Source organism: Bradyrhizobium sp. 62, from assembly GCF_023073035.1.
Taxonomy (GTDB): domain Bacteria; phylum Pseudomonadota; class Alphaproteobacteria; order Rhizobiales; family Xanthobacteraceae; genus Bradyrhizobium.
Map to the genome: position 1 here is coordinate 246,754 of NZ_JADPIT010000015.1, position 17,983 is coordinate 264,736.

A 17,983-nucleotide genomic window follows, 5' to 3' on the forward strand; every position below is an offset into this window, starting at 1 on the left:
GTGGAGACCGCGTGCGCTATCCTTCCGTCTCGTGTCCCGGACGCAGGCCGACCGGGCTTGCTCGTTGGAGCGCCGGCGCGTCCCCCGAGTTGCCTGCCTCGCTCACGTCAGATAATCCGGCGTGAAATCCGCGAGGGCGCGGAGTTCGTCGGGTTGCAACAGCTCGATCTCGCTTCCCTCCCAGACAATCAATCGGCGCCCTCTCAGCTCCTGGATGGTGCGGTTGACGTGGACGATCGACAATCCGCAGGCATCGGCGACATGCCGCTGCGTCATCGGCATCTGGAAGCGGCGGTTCTTGACGAGGCCCACGACCTCCAGCCTTGCGGCGAGCTCGCAGATCAGATGCGCTACCTTCGGCAGTGCCGCCTGTGCACCGAGGCGCGCGATCCATTGTCGCGAGATCGCCGCATCGATCAGCGTCTCGCGCCAGAACGCGCGGGTCAGGTGAATGGAGCCGTCGAGCAGCTGCTTGAGTTGGCTGTGTGCGACGTAGCCGACGATGGTGGGGCCAAGACCGACGAGGTCCGCATCCATCGGCGAGACCAGCAGCGTGTGCAGGCACGGCATGTCGCCGGGAACGTGGAAGGCGAGGATCTGGCTGCGATCGCCGACGATGCGAGCCTGGTAGAGAAAGCCGCTGACGACGAAAACGCAGCGAGAGGCATCTTCACCCTGGCGCAGCACGATCTCGCCGTCCGAAACCTGACGGAGCGTGGACGGCAGGCCAGCGATCTGGCGGCGTTCGTCTTCTGAGAGGCCTTCAATCGCCTGGAGATGAGCGATGAACTTCGGGTGCGGCATGGACAAGAGGAGGTGTTTCACTCGTCACGCGGCATCGCCGGGTCGAGCAGGCGTTGGGAGAGTTTTGCGAGGGCCCAATCGGAGACGGGAACCGCCTGGAACTCGCGGATGGCGCGCGCAAGCTCCTGATCCGACATCGGCTGCGCCGGCTCCTTCAACCTGCCCTGCAGGAAGGCATGGCTGATACTGTCCAGGTGCTCGCCCGATCCGATGCGAACAGGTGGCGAATGCGCTTCAGGATCGTCGTGGAGCTCATGCGAACGGCGGGTGCAGTCTGCGATCGAGGGACGGTGGGCTGCGACCAAGTAATGTCGCAGACCGGTAGCAACCTGTGCTTCCGACCAGCGTTCTAGTCCGCTGGATACGGGCCAGATGTATCATTTGATCGAAGCGGCAGGATTTTTGGCGGGATACGTGGAACGGGACACATGGAAAAAGCCCATGACGTGCTGATCCGGAACCTGTGCGAGCACACCGCGCTCGCACAGGAAGATGTCGCTGAAATTCGCGGGCTGACCTTTGTGCAGCGCGAGTTCGCGCCGAACGAGGATTTCATCCGTCAGGGTGACGAACCCGAGCATTCGGCGCTGGTCGTCTCCGGCATGATCGCGCGCTACCATCTGCTCGACAGCGGCCGGCGGCAATATCTCGCGTTCCATCTGTCCGGCGACTTGCCGGACTCCCAGGGCTTGTTCATCGACCAGATGGACCATGGCCTCTGCGCCCTCGGGCCCGCCTCGGTGGCCTTCATCCCGCATCGCGAATTGTTCATTGCCTTCCGGCGACGACCGACCTTCGCGCTCTCGGTCTGGCGCGAGACGCTGCTCGATGCGGCCATTTTTCGCGAGGCCATCACCAACAACAGCGCCCGGCCGATGCACACGCGCATGGCACACCTGTTCTGCGAGCTGTTCTACCGCGCGCGGGCCGCGCAACTCGTTCGCGGCAATCGCTGCCGCCTGCCCATCAGCCTGGCGCAGCTCGGCGAGACGCTGGGCATGGCGATCGCGACGGTGAACCGGACGCTCGCCGACCTCAGGCGGAGCGGGACCATGGACTTGCGCGACAGCGAGCTGATCGTGCTGAAATGGCGCGAACTGCAGCGGCTCGGAGGCTTCAGTCCGACCTATCTGCATCTCAAGCGTCAGTCGCCGCCGCGCGCGTGAGGCCGCAATATGTCAGCCGCTGGCAGATGCCGCGCGCCGAGCACTTCGTCGAAATGCTTCTTCACCCAATCGTTGCAACGGCAGGCTCTGGCTTCGAGCGCCGGCGCGTCGAGGATCAGGATGGCGCCACGGCGTGTCGCGAGGATCCGCCTCGCCTTGAACATCTGGATGACGCGGCTGGCATAGCTGCGGGAGACGCCGAGCATGCCGGCAAGCTGCTCGTGGGTGAGAGGGATCTCGGGGCCGCCGACGTGCTCCTGCGCCGACATGATCCACTTGGCAGCGCGCTGCTCGATCGAATGCGCGGCATTGCAGGCCGCGGTCTGAAGCAGCTGAGCGAACTGGCAGTCGGCGTAGCGCGAGAACACCTGCTGGAGCGTGGCCGACCTCTGCTGGGCCTGCTCGAGCGCGCGCGGCGGCAGCCGCATCAGGGTGCCGCCCAGCTTCACGACGATGCGCGAATAGGCCAGCGAGGCGCTGCGGCCGGCGGCAATGCCCACCGCGCCCTCGCGTCCGACCAGCAGGCTTTCGACCTCGCGATCGTCCTCGACCGGCACGGCGAACGACACGAGTGTCGAGCGGCAGGGAAAATGCACCGCCGTGACCTCGTCGCTCGCGTGATGCAGGATGTGGCTCGCCTCGAGTTCGACCGGCTGGAGGTGCGGCGCAAGCAGTTCGAAATCCGGGCGGCTGAGCCGCTGGAGAAGATCGTTCTGGGGCCGACCGGTCACATGTGTTGCTCTGGCCGGGAATCGGCACCGGCCAGAACCCTACGTTTCCGCGACGGAGCCGACGGTTCCAAAGTGCACACAAGGCGTTTTCCAAGCGTTGAAAAATTGGCCTCCGGTCTGCGGAATTACGGAAATCGCTGGCGAGGCGCATGTTACGCGAGGCAAATGGCGCTGCCGAACCCGGCGGCCTTCAACTTCACGAACTCTGTGCAGGAGTGCACACAACAGGGGCGCGGATCGGCGTAGCGTCCCGATGCGGAGCGCCGCAGCCCGTGCGCTCTGCCCGACGGACCGCCGGCCTATACCTCAATCGCCGCCGGGCCGGCGGGCCCGAGGGCGGCGAGGATGTTCGTCACCCGAAGCGTGCTTCGCAATCATGCGCGGGGCGGCTTTTTTCCGCGTGGGCGCGATAGGCATCGATCGCCCTGTTGGCGAGCATCAGTTGCCGGCGTTCACCGGTCCTGAGCTGGGCCTCGATGGCGTCGAGCAGGACGTTCGCCGTCTCGTCCGGAGAGCCGAGCTCTCCGCTCTGCTCCAGGAAGCTCCAGGCGATGAAGAATGCGTTCTCGACGGTGCAGCGAATGGACATGGCTGCCAACGCGGCGCGGCCGTTGCCGTTCCGCGGGACAGACGAATGCCGTGTATTAACGAGCGTGCCGCGCTACTTCAGCGAGCTGCTGATCGAGGTGAACTTTTTGTTCAGCGTCGCGCCGAGATTGTTGACGACGGCGATGATCGCGAGCGCGATGCCGGCGGCGATCAGGCCGTACTCGATCGCGGTGGCGCCGGACTCGTCGGCGAGGAAGCGGCGGATGGTCTGCATGGTCTTGCCAGAATTCCAATAAGAGAGCTGGCGAGGACCATAATCCGCAGGGAGCGGGTTCCCCAATTCGGAACCCCGCCTTGCGTCAATTTCGAGTTAATCGCCGTCCACGAAGCGGGCGGCGAGAAATGGATTCCGCCGCCCTGCGTTCGTCGATCTTCTACGGCGCTAGTTCTTGAGCACGATGCGGCCGACGACCTTGCCGGCGCGAAGCTTGTCGATCCAGGTCTGGACGTCGCCCATCGGCTCCTCGCGCATCGGCGTCGGCTTGATCTTGCCGGCGCGGGCGAGCGCCATCAGCTCGTGAGCCTCGGTGAGCGTGCCGACCATGAAGCCCTCGATGGTCATGCGCTTGTAGACCCATTGCACCATTGGCAACGTGAACTGGCCGCCCATCAGGCCGGAGACCACGATCTTGCCGCCGCGCGCGGCGGCCGCGACCGCGAAAGCCATGGACTTCTCATTGCCCGCGAAATCGACGATCTCGTCGAAGCCGCCATCGGTTTCCTTGAGGATGCGCTTGATCACGTCGGGCTCGGCCGGATCGTAGGCCACCGCCGCGCCGTTCTTCAGCGCGGTCTCGCGCGCGGCACCGCTGAGATCGGCGACCGTGATCGGCTGCTTGAACATGGCCGCCGCGAAGGAAAGGCCCATCATGCCAACGCCGCCGAGGCCGATCAGCAGGAGGTTGCGCTGGCGCGGTCGGTCGACCAGGCGCTTGAGCGCGCCATAGGCGGTGACGCCGGAGCACATCAGGGTCGCGGCCTGGTTGACGGGCAGAGGATCGTAGTCGAGCAGATATTTCGCGTCGGGCACCAGCACGTGGGTGGCGAAGCCGCCGTCGATGGAGACGCCGAGAAAGCGCTGCCTGGCGCAGAGGTTCTCGTCGCTATTGGCGCAGTCGCGGCACTGGCCGCAACCGATCCACGGAAACACCGCCTTCTTGCTGCCGACGAGACCGGCGAACACGTCGGGGCCGACTTCATCGACTACGCCCGCGATCTCGTGGCCGAGCGTGAAGGGCAGCGTCATGCCGCGCGTGGTGTCGAGCTTCTTGCCGCCGCCAAGATCGGCGTAGCCGTCCTGGATGTGCAGATCGGAGTGGCAGAGGCCGCAGCGCTCGATGCGCACCAGCACCTCGCCTCCTTGCGGCTTCGGCGTGTCGACGATGGTCTCGCACAGCGGCGCATCGAACTTGACAAGGGACTGCCGACGCATCAACGCCATATTTCTTCCTCCGAAATTATCTCTCTGTTTCGCTGCGTATATTGGCCAATTCACGGGCCATGGCAACAAAGCCGGAAATCGGAACGGTCTCCGCGCGCCGCGTCGCGTCGACGCCCGCAGCTGCGGCGAGCCGCGCGGGATCGGCGCCGAGCGCCTTCAGGCTTTGCCGCAGCATCTTGCGGCGCTGGCCGAAGGCGGCGGCGGCGACCTGTTCGAGCAGCTTGCGATCGCAGGCGAGAGGCGTTTCGCGCGGGATCAGTCGCACGACGGAAGAGGTGACCTTCGGCGGCGGCACGAAGGCGGACGGCCCAATGTCGAACAGGATCTTGGTCTCGCAGCGCCAGTTGGCGAGCACGCCGAGCCGGCCATAGGCCTCGTCGTCCTCGCGCGCCACGATGCGCTCGCCGACCTCGCGCTGGAACATCAGGACCATCATGTCGTACCAGGGCGGCCAGGGCTCGGTGGTGAGCCAGCCGACGAGAAGGTGGGTCGCGATGTTGTAGGGCAGGTTGGCGACGATTTTTGCTCGTTCGCCCGACAGCAGCGGGCGCGGGTCGAAGGTCATGGCGTCGCCATGCACGATCTCGAGACGGCCGGGATAGCGCGCGGAAATATCCTGCAAGGCAGGGATCGCGCGCTCGTCATGCTCGATGGCGATGACGCGTCTGGCGCCGAGCGCGAGCAAGGCGCGCGTCAATCCGCCCGGGCCGGGGCCGATCTCGATGATGGTAGAGTCCTCGAGCGGAGCCGCCGCACGCGCGATGCGCGCGGTGAGATTGAGGTCGAGGAGGAAGTTCTGGCCGAGCGATTTGCGGGCCGACAAAGCGTGCTGGCGAATGACCTCGCGAAGCGGCGGGAGGTCGTCGATCGCGCTCATCGGGTTTTCGCAGCCGCCATCCGGCTCGCAAGCCTCAACGCGGCGATCAGGCTTGCCGGATTGGCCTTGCCGGTCCCGGCGATGTCGAAGGCGGTGCCGTGGTCGGGCGAGGTGCGGATGAAGGGCAGGCCGAGCGTGACGTTGACCGCGTCGTCGAACGCCACCGTCTTGATCGGGATCAGCGCCTGGTCGTGGTACATGCAGACGGCGCAGTCGTAGCTGTTTCGCGCGGCTTCGTGGAACATGGTGTCGGCGGGGAGCGGTCCCTTCGCCTCGATGCCGTCGCTGCGCAACGTCTTGATCGCCGGCGCGATCACGGTCTGCTCCTCGTGGCCGAGCGAGCCGTCCTCGCCGGCGTGCGGATTGAGGCCGGAGATCGCGATGCGCGGAATGGCGATGCCGAAGCGGGATTTGAGTTCGGTCGCGACGATGCGCACGGTCGAGACGATCAGCTCGCTGGTGAGCTGGGCCAGTGCGTCGCGCAAGGAGACGTGGATGGTCACGGGCACCACGGCGAGCCGCGGCGACCACAGCATCATCACCGGCTGCGGCACGCGGCCGTCTTCCGCGGCGAGCTCGGCGAGGAATTCGGTATGGCCGGGATGGCGGAAGCCGGCGCGATAGAGCACGCTCTTGGCGATCGGATTGGTGACGACGGCGCCGGCGCGACCGTCGCGGACATCAGTGACCGCCTGGCGGATCGAGGCGAGCGCGGCCGGCGCGCTCGATGCGTCGGGCTTGCCGGGCTCGGCACTCGCGGGCTCGTCGCCGGTCGCGACCACGGGCAGGGCCTCAGGGAAAGCGGCCCCGGCCTCGCCGGCGCTCACCGAAGCGATCCTGACGTCGGCGCCGAGCGCTTTGGCGCGGCGCGCGATCAGCGCCTCGTCGCCGAGCAGATAGAAGGCGGGCAGGTCCAGTTCCCGGCGCTTGAGCCAGGCTGCGATGGTGATGTCGGGGCCGATGCCGGCAGGTTCTCCCAGCGTCAGCGCGAGAGGCTTGGCAGGCTGCTGGGCCATCAGCGGTTGCGATACTCGATCATCGCCGCCTTGCGGAGGTCCTCGAGATAGGCCTTTTGGGTCTTCTCGTACTTCTCCTGATACATCTTCTCGCGGACCTCGCGCTTCTTCGGCGTGTCGATCATGGTCGGCTTGCGCGAGCACAGCACCACCATCTCGATGCCCGCTTTGGTCGTCTCGGGGGCGGTGAGGTGGCCGATCGGCGTGTCGTCGAGGACCTTGCGTAGCGCCTCGGGCAATTCAGCGGTGGTCTTGGTGACGATGTCGCGGATGGTGGCGTTCGGCGTGGAGCGGAACAACGAATTGGCTTCTTCGCAGCTTCCGACGCGCGAGCGATATTGCTCGGCTTCCTTATGCCGCGTCTCCAGGAACGCCGGCGACGATCCGCGCGGCACGATCAGCACGATCGGCTGCATCTTGTATTCGGTGCCCTCGATCTGCAGCTTGTCGCCGGTCTGGGCCTGCACGGCCTGCGCGACGTCCTTCTCACCGACCAACAGCTTTTCCTTGAAGCGGCCGCGCACCAGGCTGCTCCAGACCATCTCGGCCTTCATGCGGCTCTTCAGGGTTTCGGGGCGGACGCCCTTGACCTCGAGCGACTTGGTGAGCTGGTCCGGCGAGATGCGCATGCGCTGCGCCATGCCATCGTAGGACTGGTTGATGTCGGAGACGCCGGGATCGACCCCGTATTTCTTGCCTTCCTTCATCTTCACCCGGTCGTCGATCAGCTCGTTGATGACCTCCTGACGGGCCGGTGTCTTCTGCGTCGTCAGCTGGTCGAGCTTGGAGCGCTGGTCAATGTCGAAGTCGGTGATGGGATCGCCGTTCACCATCACGACGATGTTCTGCGCGCGCGACGGCGTGCCGGCCAAGAGCAGGGCGGTGAGGAGGAGGAAGAGGCGGAAGACAGGCAATGGGATCGTCATATTTGTCGCTCGCATGTCAGCCGCGGTGAACCTGCGATCGGGAACACGCGGCCGGCACCTTCAAACCAATCACTGGAGACCGCTGCCGGAACTGCTGGTCGTCGCTGTGTTCGCCAGCGTGCGCAGGCCGATCTGGAACATGATCGCGTGGTTCAGCACGGGCGGCGTCGCGCCTGCGGAATAGCTATACGCTGTTACATAGTTCAAGCCGAGCACAAAACAATCGTCGACGTAGCCGGCACCGAGCACATACTGGTTGATCTTGTTGGCCTCCAGGTCCCAGCGCGCCGAGCCCGTGACCACCCAGTTGGCCGCGACCTTGATCGAGCCCGACGTCAGGATGCCCTCGCGGCGGGTCAGATAGCCGAGTTCCGGCTGCGCCGCGTAATTGCCGTACAGCATGCTGACGGACCAGCGGTTGAAGTTGGCGCGGCCTTCCGCCTCGAAGCGCTGGACGTTCCAGGTCTGCTCGTCCATGCGCGAGCGAACGCTGAACGTATAGGTGCTGTTGGGCGAATAGGCGGCGCTCGCCACATAGTCGGAGCGCGGCCTTTGCAGGCCGGAATCCACGCCGGTGTTGATGGAGTCCTGGACCGCGAAGGAGTTCATGCCGAACAGCTGGTAGGACTGGCCGAACAGCGTCTTGATGGCGCCGCCCCTGTCGAACTGCGTGGTGGACTGCACGCCGACATTGGCGCGGCCGCCGCCCTCGACACGGTCGTAGCCGGAGAACTTGTCGACGCTGAACAGGTTCGAGGCGTCGAACACCATGCTCTGCGCGTCCTCGTTCGGGAACTTGCCGGCATAGGTCTCGTTCGGCCGAATGATGATCTGCGCGATCGGCTCGATGGTGGTCGAGCCCCAGGGCTGAACGTTGATGAAGGGATAGCGGTATTCGAGGCCCACGGTGGGCATCAGGCGGAACGCCTGGGTGTCGCCGACAGGAAGATAGTTCGACACGCCCGGCTGGTTGGAGACCGAGGAGTTGATCGCATCGGCGCGCAGAATGGCGAACGGCGTCCAGATTTCACCGAACGGATCGGTGAAGGATTTGCGCCACTGCGCTTCGGCCGTAAGGCGAGTGTAGGTGCCCGGGAAGCCGCGCATCAGGCACTGCGACGGCGTGCGCGCGAGCGGATCGGCCGATGCCGTCGTGCACAGGCTGTTGGTGTTGGCGAGCGTCGTGATCGGATCGAACACCGCGGTGTCACGCGACAGGTTCACGAAATTGGTCTTGTAGCTGAACTCACCGCCGAAGACCGGATAGTTCAGCACGTTCGAATAGTCGATCACGGGGTAGACGACCGGCACCTGGCTCTGGTTGCCCGAGTAGCTCAGCCAGTACATCGTGCGCGCGTCGAAGAAGCTGCGATTGCCGACACCGGTCAGGTAAAGCTGCGAGAGCGCATCCGTCGGCAGATACAGGAACGAGCCGAGCGGATCGCGATATTGCGACAGCCGATAGTCCGAGAAGAAATAATAGTCGGACATCAGGACGCCGTCCCAACCCCAGACCCATTTGTCGTTCAGCGCGAACTGACCCTTGGTGTCGACGGCGCCGCGGAATTGCTTGTCGCCGGGCTGGCCGGCGAGCGCGCTCCGATCGAGCTGGTCGATGCCGTAGACGCGGATCTGATAGGCGCCGTCCATCAGGCGCTGGCGGAATTCGGCCTGGAACAGCACGCCCTGCTTGGACGTGATGCGCGGGCTGAAGGTCGCGTCCATGTCGGGCGCGATCGCCCAGTAGAACGGAACCTCAACGCCGTAGCCGAACGGCGTATTCGACGTGAAGCCCGGCATCAGGAAGCCGGTCTTGCGCTTCACGGTCGGGTCGGGCGTCGAGAAATAGGGCATATAGGCGATGGGCACGCCGAAGAATTCGAGCTGCGCCGTCTCGAAATACAGCATCTTCTCCTGCTGGTCGTGGATGATGCGCGCACCCTTGACCTGCCATAGCGGCGGCTTCTTCGGATCGTCCTTGCACGGCGCGCAGGCCGTGTAGACGCCGTTCTCGAACACCGTGTAGTTGCCGCTGGAGCGATCGGAGCGGCTCGCCGCCATGCGGGTCTGGTCGGCCGTATCGACGCGCAGCGAATCGACGAAACCGTCACGGTAGTCGTCGGACAGGTCCAGGATCTCCGCATAGGTGATCTTGCCGTCGGCATCCGTCATGCGGATGTTGCCTTCGGCATGGAGCCGCTTGGTCTTCTGGTCGTAGATGACCTTGTCGGCCTCGACGCTGGTGCCGTTGTAGAACAGCTGGACGTTACCGACCGCGGAGACGCGCGAATTGTTGTAGTCGTAGTCGACCTCGGTCGCCTGAACCAGCATCTGGTTGTCGTTGACGGCCTTCGGCGGCTTCGCACGCGGCGGCAGCGGATTGTAGGTGAAGCTCTGGGCGGAGGCCGGCGCAACGGCGGCAACGTCCACCACGCCACCGAGCGATACCACGGCGGCGACAGCAAGCAGGAACCTACGAATGGACAAGCCACACCCGTTCGCGCGCACCAATGTGCGCCGCGTCAAACGAGACACGGGCCCGCGGTGGACGGCCGTCACTATCCGTCCTCCTGATACAGCAAGGCCAAAAAGCCGGTGAGGCCGCCCACCACCACGGGCAACCACGCCGCAGCGATCGGATGCATCAACTCAGCCTTGCTCAAATCTTCAGTCACTTTCGACAGAACGTAGAGCAGAAAGCCTGCGCCCACGCCACTCAAAACCATCTTCTGCACGCCGCCCATCCGGAAGAAGCGCAACGACACGGAAGCCGCGAGCATCACCATGGCCGCAAGCAAAAACGGCTGTGCCAGAAGCTTCTGATACTGGAGTCGGTATCCGGCTGTCGCGAAGCCCGAGCTTTCGGACGAGCGGATGTAGCTCGGTAGTTGCCAAAAGGACACAGTCTCGGGTGTGGAAAAGCTGTTGCGGACCTGCGCCTCGGTCAGCGTCGTCGGAATCTCCAGGCTGGCCTGATCGACCGGCGGCGAATCCAGCGAGAAGCGGCGGACGCCCTTGAACAGCCAACGGCCGGCCTCGAGCGTCGCCTCGCGCGCCTCGACCCGCTCCTTGAAGTGCTGCTCTGTGTCAAACCGGAACAGGGTGAGCCCAGTGAGCCGGACGCCCTGCTGCTCGCTGCGCGCCGCGTTGATGATGGTCTGGCCGTCATTGGTGACCTGATTGAGCCAGAAGCCGGAGGCGTCCTGAATGCCGCCGCCGGGCGCCGAGCCGAACAGCTCGGCTTCCATGCGCTTGGAGAGCTCGCGCAGATTGGCCGACATCGGATTGTAGGCGACGGTGGCGATCACGCCGATCAGCAGCGCGCTGCCGAGCGCCGGCGAGATGAATTGCCATGCGGAGACGCCGGCGGCGCGCGCGACCACGAGCTCGAGCCGGCGGGAGAGGGCGAGATAGCAGGTCATGGCACCGATCAGCATGCAGAACGGCGTCAGCTTCTCCAACAGCTGCGGCACGCGGAACAGCGAGGTCTCGGCCACCATGACTGCGGAGGCGGATGCGAGCCCCGAGGTCTTGCGCACCATCTCGATGTAATCGACCAGCACCAGCAACAGGAAAATGCTGGCGAACACGCCGAGCGCCGCGACCACGAAACGGCCGGCGAAATAGCGCCCGAGTGTGTTGGTGAGCATGCTCATGCGGTGGCCGGCCGTCGGAACAGCCGCGCGATGCGCGCGTTCGACCTGTTGATGGCCTCCATGAGGCGCGGCGGCGGCTCGACCACGAGGCCGCCAATGATGATCGCCAGCCCGAGGCCGATGGCACCGATGACCATCGCATATTGGACCAGCACCGCGCCCGGCGATTTCACCGCCATCACCGAGCAGGCGAAGCCGGCCATGCGCAGGCCGAACACGGCGATGATCGAGGAGCCGATCGAGAAGTTGCGGCTCTGGCGCGTGGTGCGAGGCGCACCCAGGAACGCGAAGGTCAGCACGGCAAAGGCGAACGGATAGATCGGCGCCAGCAGGCTGTCATGCAGGGCCGAGCGAAACTGGCCGGGAATCTGCTTGTAGACAGGGTCGTCCTCGGACGGCGAGAGCAGCTCCCAGAGATAACGCTCGCGGATGCCGAGCGTGACATCGCGGCCCTGGCCCGAGAACTTCGACATGTCGAAGCCGTAGCGGCCGAACGCCACCAGCGCGGGATCGCGCTTGCCGGCCTCAAAGCGCTGGAGATTGCCGGTCTCCAGCACCAGGAACGATCCGTTGTCGTTCTTCACGACTTCGCCGTGCTCGGCGACTATCGAGACCCGCTCGTTCGGATCGCGGCGGTCGTCGATGAAGATGCCGGCGAGGATGCCACCGGGCTGGCGTTCGCGAATCCGGATCGTCAGGTTCTTGTCGAGCTGGGCGAAGCGGCCGGGCTGCAGGATGTTGGTGAGCACGTCGGCGGTGATCTCGGCGTCCCACTGCTTGATCCGCCGCATGCCGTCGGGAGCGAGATAGGCCGCGATGAAGGCGACCAGCAGCGCCACGACGCAGGTGGCGTAGAAGAACGGATAGAACAGCCGGAACGGCGAGAAGCCGGCGGCATTCATCACGATGATCTCGGAATCGGTCGCGAGCTTGTTCAGCGTATGCGAGATCGCGATCATCAGCGCGATCGGCGAGATGATCAGGACCAGCGCGGGCACGACGAGGCTGGTGATGCCGAGGAAGGTCAGGATGGTCTGACCCTGGCTCGTCATCAGGTCGATGCCGCGCAACGCCTGCGTAATCCAGATCACGCCCGTGAGGCTGACCAGGACCAGCGCAAACGACGCGAGCGTCGTGCGGAAGATATACCTATCGATTGACCCCATGCGCTACCGCACGAATCCCACCAAGTCCCCAATGCCGGCCGGAATTCCGGCTGTCCAACCAATCCCCGCAAGGGGATCCCCAAGGTCGGCCAACCATCTCATCCGCCGGCTTACTCTCTCAGTACCATCCCTTTGATCCGTCAACAAAATGGCTGCCCCGTGGCACCCTCAATATATGGTTAATATTTCCCGCGTTGTGGCCCCTCGGCCACGGGGGGTGCTTGGCATCTGCCGGGCCGGTGGCCCATAGTGCGGCACGCGCAGTGAATCGCCGTTCAGCTCCGGCCCGTGGCCAGGACCGCCGATCGGTAAAAAGCGCAATGTTTTTGAGGAGTTACTCATGTCCGATGCCATCAAGGTCGGCTTCGTTCCATTGTCTGCTGCCGTCCGTGGCATCATGGTCGTGTTCTGCGATGACGGTCTGAAGCTCGGTCCGGCGACCGCCAAGGCGCTCGGCGGCGTCACCGAACTCGTGAAGCGGGCGGCGGCCGCCGCCGCCTTCAAGGGCAAAAGCGGTGCTGCGCTCGACATCCTTGCACCCGAGGGCGTGAAGGCCACCCGCCTGATCGTGATCGGCGCCGGCAAGGCGGCCGGCCTGAAGGCGAACGACTTCCTCAAATTCGGCGGCGTGGCGGCGAGCAAGCTTCCGTCCGGGGCGGCGGCCATGACTATCATGGCGGAACTGCCCAATGGCGCCATGACGAGCGAGCAGGCGGTCGCGATCGCCTCGGGGCTGCGGCTGCGCACCTACAAGTTCGACCGCTACAAGACCAAGAAGAAGGAGGGCGAGGAGGGCGGCACGCGCGCCGACGTCTCGTTTGCGGTCGGCGATGTCGTCGCCGCGAAGAGGGCGTTTGCATCGGCCGCTGCGATCGTGGACGGCGTGGTCATTGCGCGCGACCTGGTCAACGAGCCGCCGAACGTGCTTTTTCCCGAGGAGTTCGCGCGCCGCGCGGGCCTGCTCCGAAAACTCGGCGTCAGGATCGAGGTGCTCGACGTCAAGGCGATGGACAAGCTCGGCATGGGCGCGCTGCTCGGCGTCGGCCAGGGCTCGGCGCGGCCGAGCCGCACCGTGATCATGCGTTGGGACGGCGGCAAGAAGGGTGAGGCGCCGGTTGCCTTCGTCGGCAAGGGCGTCTGCTTCGACACCGGCGGCATTTCGATCAAGCCGGCCGGCAGCATGGAGGACATGAAGGGCGACATGGGTGGCGCTGCCTGCGTCGTCGGCCTGATGCATGCGCTCGCGGCACGCAAGGCCAAGGTCAACGTCGTCGGCGCCATCGGCCTCGTCGAGAATATGCCGGACGGCAACGCGCAGCGCCCGGGCGACATCGTCACCTCGATGTCGGGGCAGACCATCGAGATCATCAACACCGACGCGGAAGGCCGCCTGGTGCTTGCCGACGTGCTCTGGTACGTCGCCAAGAAAACCAAACCGAAATTCATGGTGGATCTGGCGACGTTGACCGGCGCCATCGTGGTCGCGCTCGGCACCGAGCATGCCGGCATGTTCTCCAACAATGACGAGCTTGCCGAGCGGCTGCTGGCGGCCGGCATCGAGAGCGGCGAGAAGGTCTGGCGCCTGCCGCTTGGCCCCGAATACGACAAGCTGATCGATTCCCAGTTCGCCGACATGAAGAACACCGGCGGCCGCCATGGCGGCTCGATCACCGCGGCGCAGTTCCTGCAGCGCTTCGTGGACGGCACGCCCTGGGCGCATCTCGACATCGCCGGGACCGCCATGGGGGCGCCGAAGACCGACATCAACCAAAGCTGGGGAAGTGGCTATGGCGTTCGCTTGCTCGACCGTCTGGTCGCCGACCATTACGAACGCAAATGACCCGAGATGACTGAAGTCCTGTTCTACCATCTGCAAAACATGACGGTGGAGAACGTGTTGCCGCCGCTTCTCGAGAAATCGCTGGAGCGCGGCTGGCGCGTCGTGGTGCAGTCGACCTCGCCGGAGCGCGCCGATACGCTCGACGCCCATTTGTGGACCTATCGCGACGATTCCTTCCTGCCGCACGCGACATGGCGGGTCAGCGACGCCGCCGATCAGCCGATCGTGCTGGCGGTCGAGGAGGACAATCCGAACGGTGCCAATGTCCGCTTCCTCGTCGACAACGCCGCGCTGCCGCAGGACGCGCAGGGCTATGAGCGCATGGTGCTGCTGTTCGATGGCGACGATCCGGACGCGCTTGCGTTCGCCCGCAGCGCCTGGGCGGATTGCAAGGCGCGGGGATTTGATGTCACCTATTGGCAGGCTGACGAGCGGGGCCGATGGCAGAAGCGGAATTAGCCGTCGCTCGCAATTAATGATAATTTGCACTTTTCGGGTGATGATGGCTTTTGTCACCTTCGTGCCGCAAAGTGATGTTGCTACAATTGCTTAGGGCCGATCCTTCACTCGGGGAATTTAGTTTATCGTGCGACATCAAAAGCTTCCCAGCTCGCTCATAATTGCGTTGGCGGCCGTAGCCTCGCTGGTCGCGGGCTGTTCGGGCGGGACCGATCTGTTGTCCAGGGATGCCCAGTGGTTCAACACGCCCAGCCGCCTGTTCATCAAAAGCATCTCGATTGAGTCGCCGCCGCTGACCCCCGACAAGCCGGTTGGGGCCGAGGATCTGGTCAGCGCCGACGGGGCTTGTGCCGGCATGGCGCCGCCGCCCGGGCCGGCCGATGCGAATGCGTCGACGACCGCGCCGGCTCCGATGGGCGGCACCGTCGCGCTCGGCCACACCGAATGCGACGTGGTGCGCGGCATTGGCGCGCCCTCGAGCGTCAACCTCTCCGGTGATGCCGCCGGCAGGCGCGTTGCGGTCGTGACCTGGACGACCGGTCCGCGTGCCGGCATCTACACCTTCACGGCCGGCCGCCTGTCCTCGATCGAGGGCACACCGGAAGCTCCGGTCATGCCGAAGACGACCAAGCCAAAGCCGAAGAAGAAGTCGGCGTAACACGGGTCGGCCTTTTGCCCTGAAGCTGGTTGCGGCTGTCGATGCGATCAGCCGCGCACGCTCGTCCCCATCGTCAAGCGGCTTTGCATCCCTATTGCGATGGCAGAGGCGTGAATCGTGATCTCTCCCGTTCGCGCTCGCCGGCGATATTGTTCGCGAGTTTCGACATCGCGGATGCCGACCTTCGCCCAAAGTGCCTTCATTGCCTCGAGCTGCGTTCTTCCGCGCGCCTTGAAAATCACGGGGGCGTTACGCGTGATCCGTGATCAGGCGGTTCGTGATGAGCAAGCCTTCGCATCCCCTGTCGGAAACTGCCCCGAAGGAAAACTGGAGGAAATCTCCAGAATAATCACGCGCGTCTCAAGCAACGGTTCAAGAATGTCTTGTGCGCGAATGCTACGCGTCGAAGGGAGGGGCTAGGTCGGAAGGATCATTTGGATGTCCATTACCTCTGTGTTTTCCCCGGTTACGGGGCAGCTCACCATTTTCGGCGACAGCGCGAATAACGGCCTCGTGATAAGTCGCGACAAGTCCGGCCGCATCCTGGTCAATAACGGGCACGTGAAAACGGTTGGTGGCGAACCCACGGTCGACAACACCACCGCGATCGACATCTTCGGTCAGGGCGGTGACGACACGATCACCGTCGACGAATGCCACGGACCGATGCCGGCGGTGCACGTCTTCGGCGGCGACGGCAATGACAAGATCACGGGCGGCTCGGGAGCCGATCTTCTGTTTGGTCAGGCCGGCAACGATTTGATCAAGGGCGGCGGCGGCAACGATCTGCTGTTCGGCGGAGCGGGTAACGACGTGCTGGACGGCGGCAGCGGCGACAACCAGCTGTTCGGCGAGGCCGGCGACGACGTCATGATCTGGAATCCCGGCGGCGGCACCAACCTGTTCGAGGGTGGTGAGGGCAACGATACGGCTCAGGTCAACGGAAGCAACGGCGCCGAGACGTTCACGATCACGGCGAACGGCACCCGCGTGCGGCTCGACGGGACGGGCGCGGCGCCGTTCTCGCTCGATATCGGCACGACGGAAAATCTCGTCCTGCACGGTGGCGGCGGCGACGATGCCATCACCGCTGGCAACGGGCTCGGCAGCCTGATCTCGCTGACGCTCGATGGCGGCGCCGGCAACGACAGGATCATCGGCGGTGACGGCAACGACCTCATCATCGGCGGCGGCGGCGACGATATCGTCAATGGCGGACGCGGCAACGACGTCGCCCAGCTCGGGAGCGGCGACGACACTTTCATCTGGAATCCCGGTGACGGCAACGACACGGTCGAGGGTGGCTCGGGCAGCGACAAGCTGCTTTTCAATGGCGCCAACATCAACGAGACCATCAACATCTCGGCCAATGGCGGCCGGGTGCGCTTCACCCGCGACGTCGCCAACATCACGATGGATCTCAACAGCGTCGAGCAGATCGAATTCGATGCGCGCGGCGGCGCCGATAATATCACCGTCGGCGATCTCACCGGGACCGGCGTCAAGCAGGTGCTGGTTGATCTCGGAGCCGTTCCGGGAGGGACGCAAGGCGACGGCGCAGCTGATACGGTGACCGTCAACGGCAGCAACGGCAATCAGCACATCGAGGTCACAGCCACAGGCACAACGGTCACGGTCGCGGGGCTGCCACAGGTCGTGACAATCGCAAACGCAGAGGCCGGCAACGACCGGCTGGTCGTGCAGGCGCTCGGCGGTAACGACGTGATCGATGCATCCACGCTCGGCTCGGCGATCGGGCTGACCATCGACGGCGGGGCGGGCAACGACACCATCACCGGCAGCCAGGGCGCGGACACCCTGATCGGCGGCGACGGCAACGACAAGGTCATCGGCGGCCGCGGCAATGACGTCGCGCTTCTCGGCGCAGGCGACGACATCTTCACGTGGAATCCCGGTGACGGCAGCGACGTCGTCGAAGGCGGCAACGGAACCGACACGATGGTGTTCAACGGCGCCAATGTGGCCGAGACCATGTCGATCTCGGCGATCGGAAGCCGTGCACTACTCACCCGTGACGTCGGTGCTATCGTCATGGACCTCGCTGGCGTCGAGCACGTGCAGATCGCGGCAGCAGGCGGCGCCGACAACATCACCGTCAACGATCTGAGCGGGACAGGAATCACGCAGGTTGCCATCGACCTCAGTGCCGGCCCCGGCAGCCAGAGCGGCGACGGCGCGGCGGACCGCGTGACCGCGAACGGCACGACCGGTGACGACAACATATCGGTCGTGGCCTCCGGCGGATCGATCGTGGTCAACGGCCTCGCTGCGCAGGTGACGATTGCACACGCGGACGCCGGTGATGTGCTCGGCATCAACGGCGGACAAGGCAATGACGTCATCAATGCGTCTTCCATCAAGGCGGGACAGTCGTTCAGCCTCAACATCAATGGCGGCGACGGCAACGACACCATCACCGGCAGTGCCGGCAATGACATTGTGAACGGCGGACGCGGCAACGATTTCGCCAATCTCGGCGCGGGCGACGACACCTTCGTCTGGAACCCCGGCGACGGCAGCGACACCGTCGAAGGCGGCAAGGGCACCGACACGCTGGCATTCAATGGCGCCAATATCAACGAGAACATCAACATCTCGGCCAATGGCGGCCGG

General features: G+C 64.8%; 17 protein-coding genes. 5 read left to right on the forward strand and 12 right to left on the reverse strand.

Translation table 11 applies throughout. From position 1 onward, the window contains the following. Positions 1–102: 102 nt before the first annotated feature. A complete protein-coding gene (locus tag IVB47_RS11545; RefSeq protein WP_247463134.1) occupies positions 103–804 on the reverse strand; it encodes a Crp/Fnr family transcriptional regulator in 702 nt (233 codons plus the stop codon). A 17-nt stretch (positions 805–821) separates the two neighbouring features. After that, positions 822–1,109, reverse strand: coding sequence for a hypothetical protein (locus tag IVB47_RS11550; RefSeq protein ID WP_247461675.1), 288 nt, complete (start codon positions 1,107–1,109; stop codon positions 822–824). A gap of 123 nt (positions 1,110–1,232) precedes the next feature. Between IVB47_RS11550 and IVB47_RS11555 the strand changes: the two genes are divergently transcribed. Beyond that, complete coding sequence (locus IVB47_RS11555; protein WP_247461677.1) at positions 1,233–1,970, forward strand: Crp/Fnr family transcriptional regulator; 738 nt, start codon at positions 1,233–1,235, stop codon at positions 1,968–1,970. Here IVB47_RS11555 and IVB47_RS11560 read toward each other — a convergent pair. From IVB47_RS11560 to lptF, 10 genes are all read right to left on the reverse strand, one after another. Continuing rightward, positions 1,949–2,701, reverse strand: a complete 753-nt coding sequence (locus IVB47_RS11560; protein WP_247461679.1) for a Crp/Fnr family transcriptional regulator — start codon at positions 2,699–2,701, stop codon at positions 1,949–1,951. The two genes, IVB47_RS11555 and IVB47_RS11560, sit on opposite strands and share 22 nt — an antisense overlap. Before the next feature lie 352 nt (positions 2,702–3,053). Next, a complete protein-coding gene (locus IVB47_RS11565; RefSeq protein WP_007609339.1) occupies positions 3,054–3,290 on the reverse strand; it encodes a hypothetical protein in 237 nt (78 codons plus the stop codon). Between the two features lie 72 nt (positions 3,291–3,362). Continuing rightward, positions 3,363–3,524 carry a Flp family type IVb pilin gene (locus IVB47_RS11570; protein ID WP_007609340.1) on the reverse strand — a complete coding sequence of 54 codons (162 nt, stop codon included), beginning with the start codon at positions 3,522–3,524 and terminating at the stop codon, positions 3,363–3,365. 168 nt (positions 3,525–3,692) lie between these two features. Beyond that, positions 3,693–4,751, reverse strand: coding sequence for an alcohol dehydrogenase (locus IVB47_RS11575; protein ID WP_247461681.1), 1,059 nt, complete (start codon positions 4,749–4,751; stop codon positions 3,693–3,695). Between the two features lie 16 nt (positions 4,752–4,767). Then, positions 4,768–5,628, reverse strand: coding sequence for a 16S rRNA (adenine(1518)-N(6)/adenine(1519)-N(6))-dimethyltransferase RsmA (gene rsmA / locus IVB47_RS11580; protein WP_247360601.1), 861 nt, complete (start codon positions 5,626–5,628; stop codon positions 4,768–4,770). Next, a complete protein-coding gene (gene pdxA / locus IVB47_RS11585) occupies positions 5,625–6,644 on the reverse strand; it encodes a 4-hydroxythreonine-4-phosphate dehydrogenase PdxA (RefSeq protein ID WP_247286399.1) in 1,020 nt (339 codons plus the stop codon). Before pdxA ends, rsmA begins: the two co-directional genes overlap by 4 nt. Beyond that, entirely contained in the window at positions 6,644–7,570 is a 927-nt protein-coding gene (locus tag IVB47_RS11590; RefSeq protein WP_027569679.1) for a SurA N-terminal domain-containing protein, read from the reverse strand. The genes pdxA and IVB47_RS11590 overlap by 1 nt, the downstream gene beginning before the upstream one ends. 69 nt (positions 7,571–7,639) lie before the next feature. Continuing rightward, positions 7,640–10,129 (reverse strand): LPS-assembly protein LptD, encoded by a 2,490-nt coding sequence (locus IVB47_RS11595; RefSeq protein WP_247461683.1) that lies wholly within the window; start codon positions 10,127–10,129, stop codon positions 7,640–7,642. After that, positions 10,129–11,226 carry an LPS export ABC transporter permease LptG gene (gene lptG / locus IVB47_RS11600; protein ID WP_027569681.1) on the reverse strand — a complete coding sequence of 366 codons (1,098 nt, stop codon included), beginning with the start codon at positions 11,224–11,226 and terminating at the stop codon, positions 10,129–10,131. The genes IVB47_RS11595 and lptG overlap by 1 nt, the downstream gene beginning before the upstream one ends. Then, on the reverse strand, positions 11,223–12,392 hold the full coding sequence (lptF, locus tag IVB47_RS11605; protein WP_247461685.1) for an LPS export ABC transporter permease LptF: 1,170 nt from the start codon (positions 12,390–12,392) through the stop codon (positions 11,223–11,225). The genes lptG and lptF overlap by 4 nt, the downstream gene beginning before the upstream one ends. Positions 12,393–12,732: 340 nt before the next feature. On the opposite strand from lptF, the gene IVB47_RS11610 reads away from it, so the two are divergent. From IVB47_RS11610 to IVB47_RS11625, 4 genes are all read left to right on the forward strand, one after another. Beyond that, complete coding sequence (locus tag IVB47_RS11610; protein ID WP_247461687.1) at positions 12,733–14,232, forward strand: leucyl aminopeptidase; 1,500 nt, start codon at positions 12,733–12,735, stop codon at positions 14,230–14,232. Between the two features lie 6 nt (positions 14,233–14,238). Beyond that, a complete protein-coding gene (locus IVB47_RS11615; RefSeq protein ID WP_027569684.1) occupies positions 14,239–14,691 on the forward strand; it encodes a DNA polymerase III subunit chi in 453 nt (150 codons plus the stop codon). Between the two features lie 166 nt (positions 14,692–14,857). After that, on the forward strand, positions 14,858–15,349 hold the full coding sequence (locus tag IVB47_RS11620) for a hypothetical protein (protein WP_247461689.1): 492 nt from the start codon (positions 14,858–14,860) through the stop codon (positions 15,347–15,349). Positions 15,350–15,787: 438 nt separating this feature from the next. Beyond that, on the forward strand, positions 15,788–17,983 hold a 2,196-nt coding region (locus IVB47_RS11625; RefSeq protein ID WP_247461690.1), incomplete at its 3' end, for a calcium-binding protein.

Coding starts and splice junctions, on each gene's coding strand:
- IVB47_RS11570 (WP_007609340.1), bottom strand. CDS start 3,524: ATGCAGACCATCCGCCGCTTCCTCGCCGACGAGTCCGGCGCCACCGCG.
- IVB47_RS11575 (WP_247461681.1), bottom strand. CDS start 4,751: ATGGCGTTGATGCGTCGGCAGTCCCTTGTCAAGTTCGATGCGCCGCTG.
- pdxA (WP_247286399.1), bottom strand. CDS start 6,644: ATGGCCCAGCAGCCTGCCAAGCCTCTCGCGCTGACGCTGGGAGAACCT.
- IVB47_RS11545 (WP_247463134.1), bottom strand. CDS start 804: ATGCCGCACCCGAAGTTCATCGCTCATCTCCAGGCGATTGAAGGCCTC.
- IVB47_RS11615 (WP_027569684.1), top strand. CDS start 14,239: ATGACTGAAGTCCTGTTCTACCATCTGCAAAACATGACGGTGGAGAAC.
- lptF (WP_247461685.1), bottom strand. CDS start 12,392: ATGGGGTCAATCGATAGGTATATCTTCCGCACGACGCTCGCGTCGTTT.
- lptG (WP_027569681.1), bottom strand. CDS start 11,226: ATGAGCATGCTCACCAACACACTCGGGCGCTATTTCGCCGGCCGTTTC.
- IVB47_RS11590 (WP_027569679.1), bottom strand. CDS start 7,570: ATGACGATCCCATTGCCTGTCTTCCGCCTCTTCCTCCTCCTCACCGCC.
- IVB47_RS11565 (WP_007609339.1), bottom strand. CDS start 3,290: ATGTCCATTCGCTGCACCGTCGAGAACGCATTCTTCATCGCCTGGAGC.
- rsmA (WP_247360601.1), bottom strand. CDS start 5,628: ATGAGCGCGATCGACGACCTCCCGCCGCTTCGCGAGGTCATTCGCCAG.
- IVB47_RS11555 (WP_247461677.1), top strand. CDS start 1,233: ATGGAAAAAGCCCATGACGTGCTGATCCGGAACCTGTGCGAGCACACC.
- IVB47_RS11610 (WP_247461687.1), top strand. CDS start 12,733: ATGTCCGATGCCATCAAGGTCGGCTTCGTTCCATTGTCTGCTGCCGTC.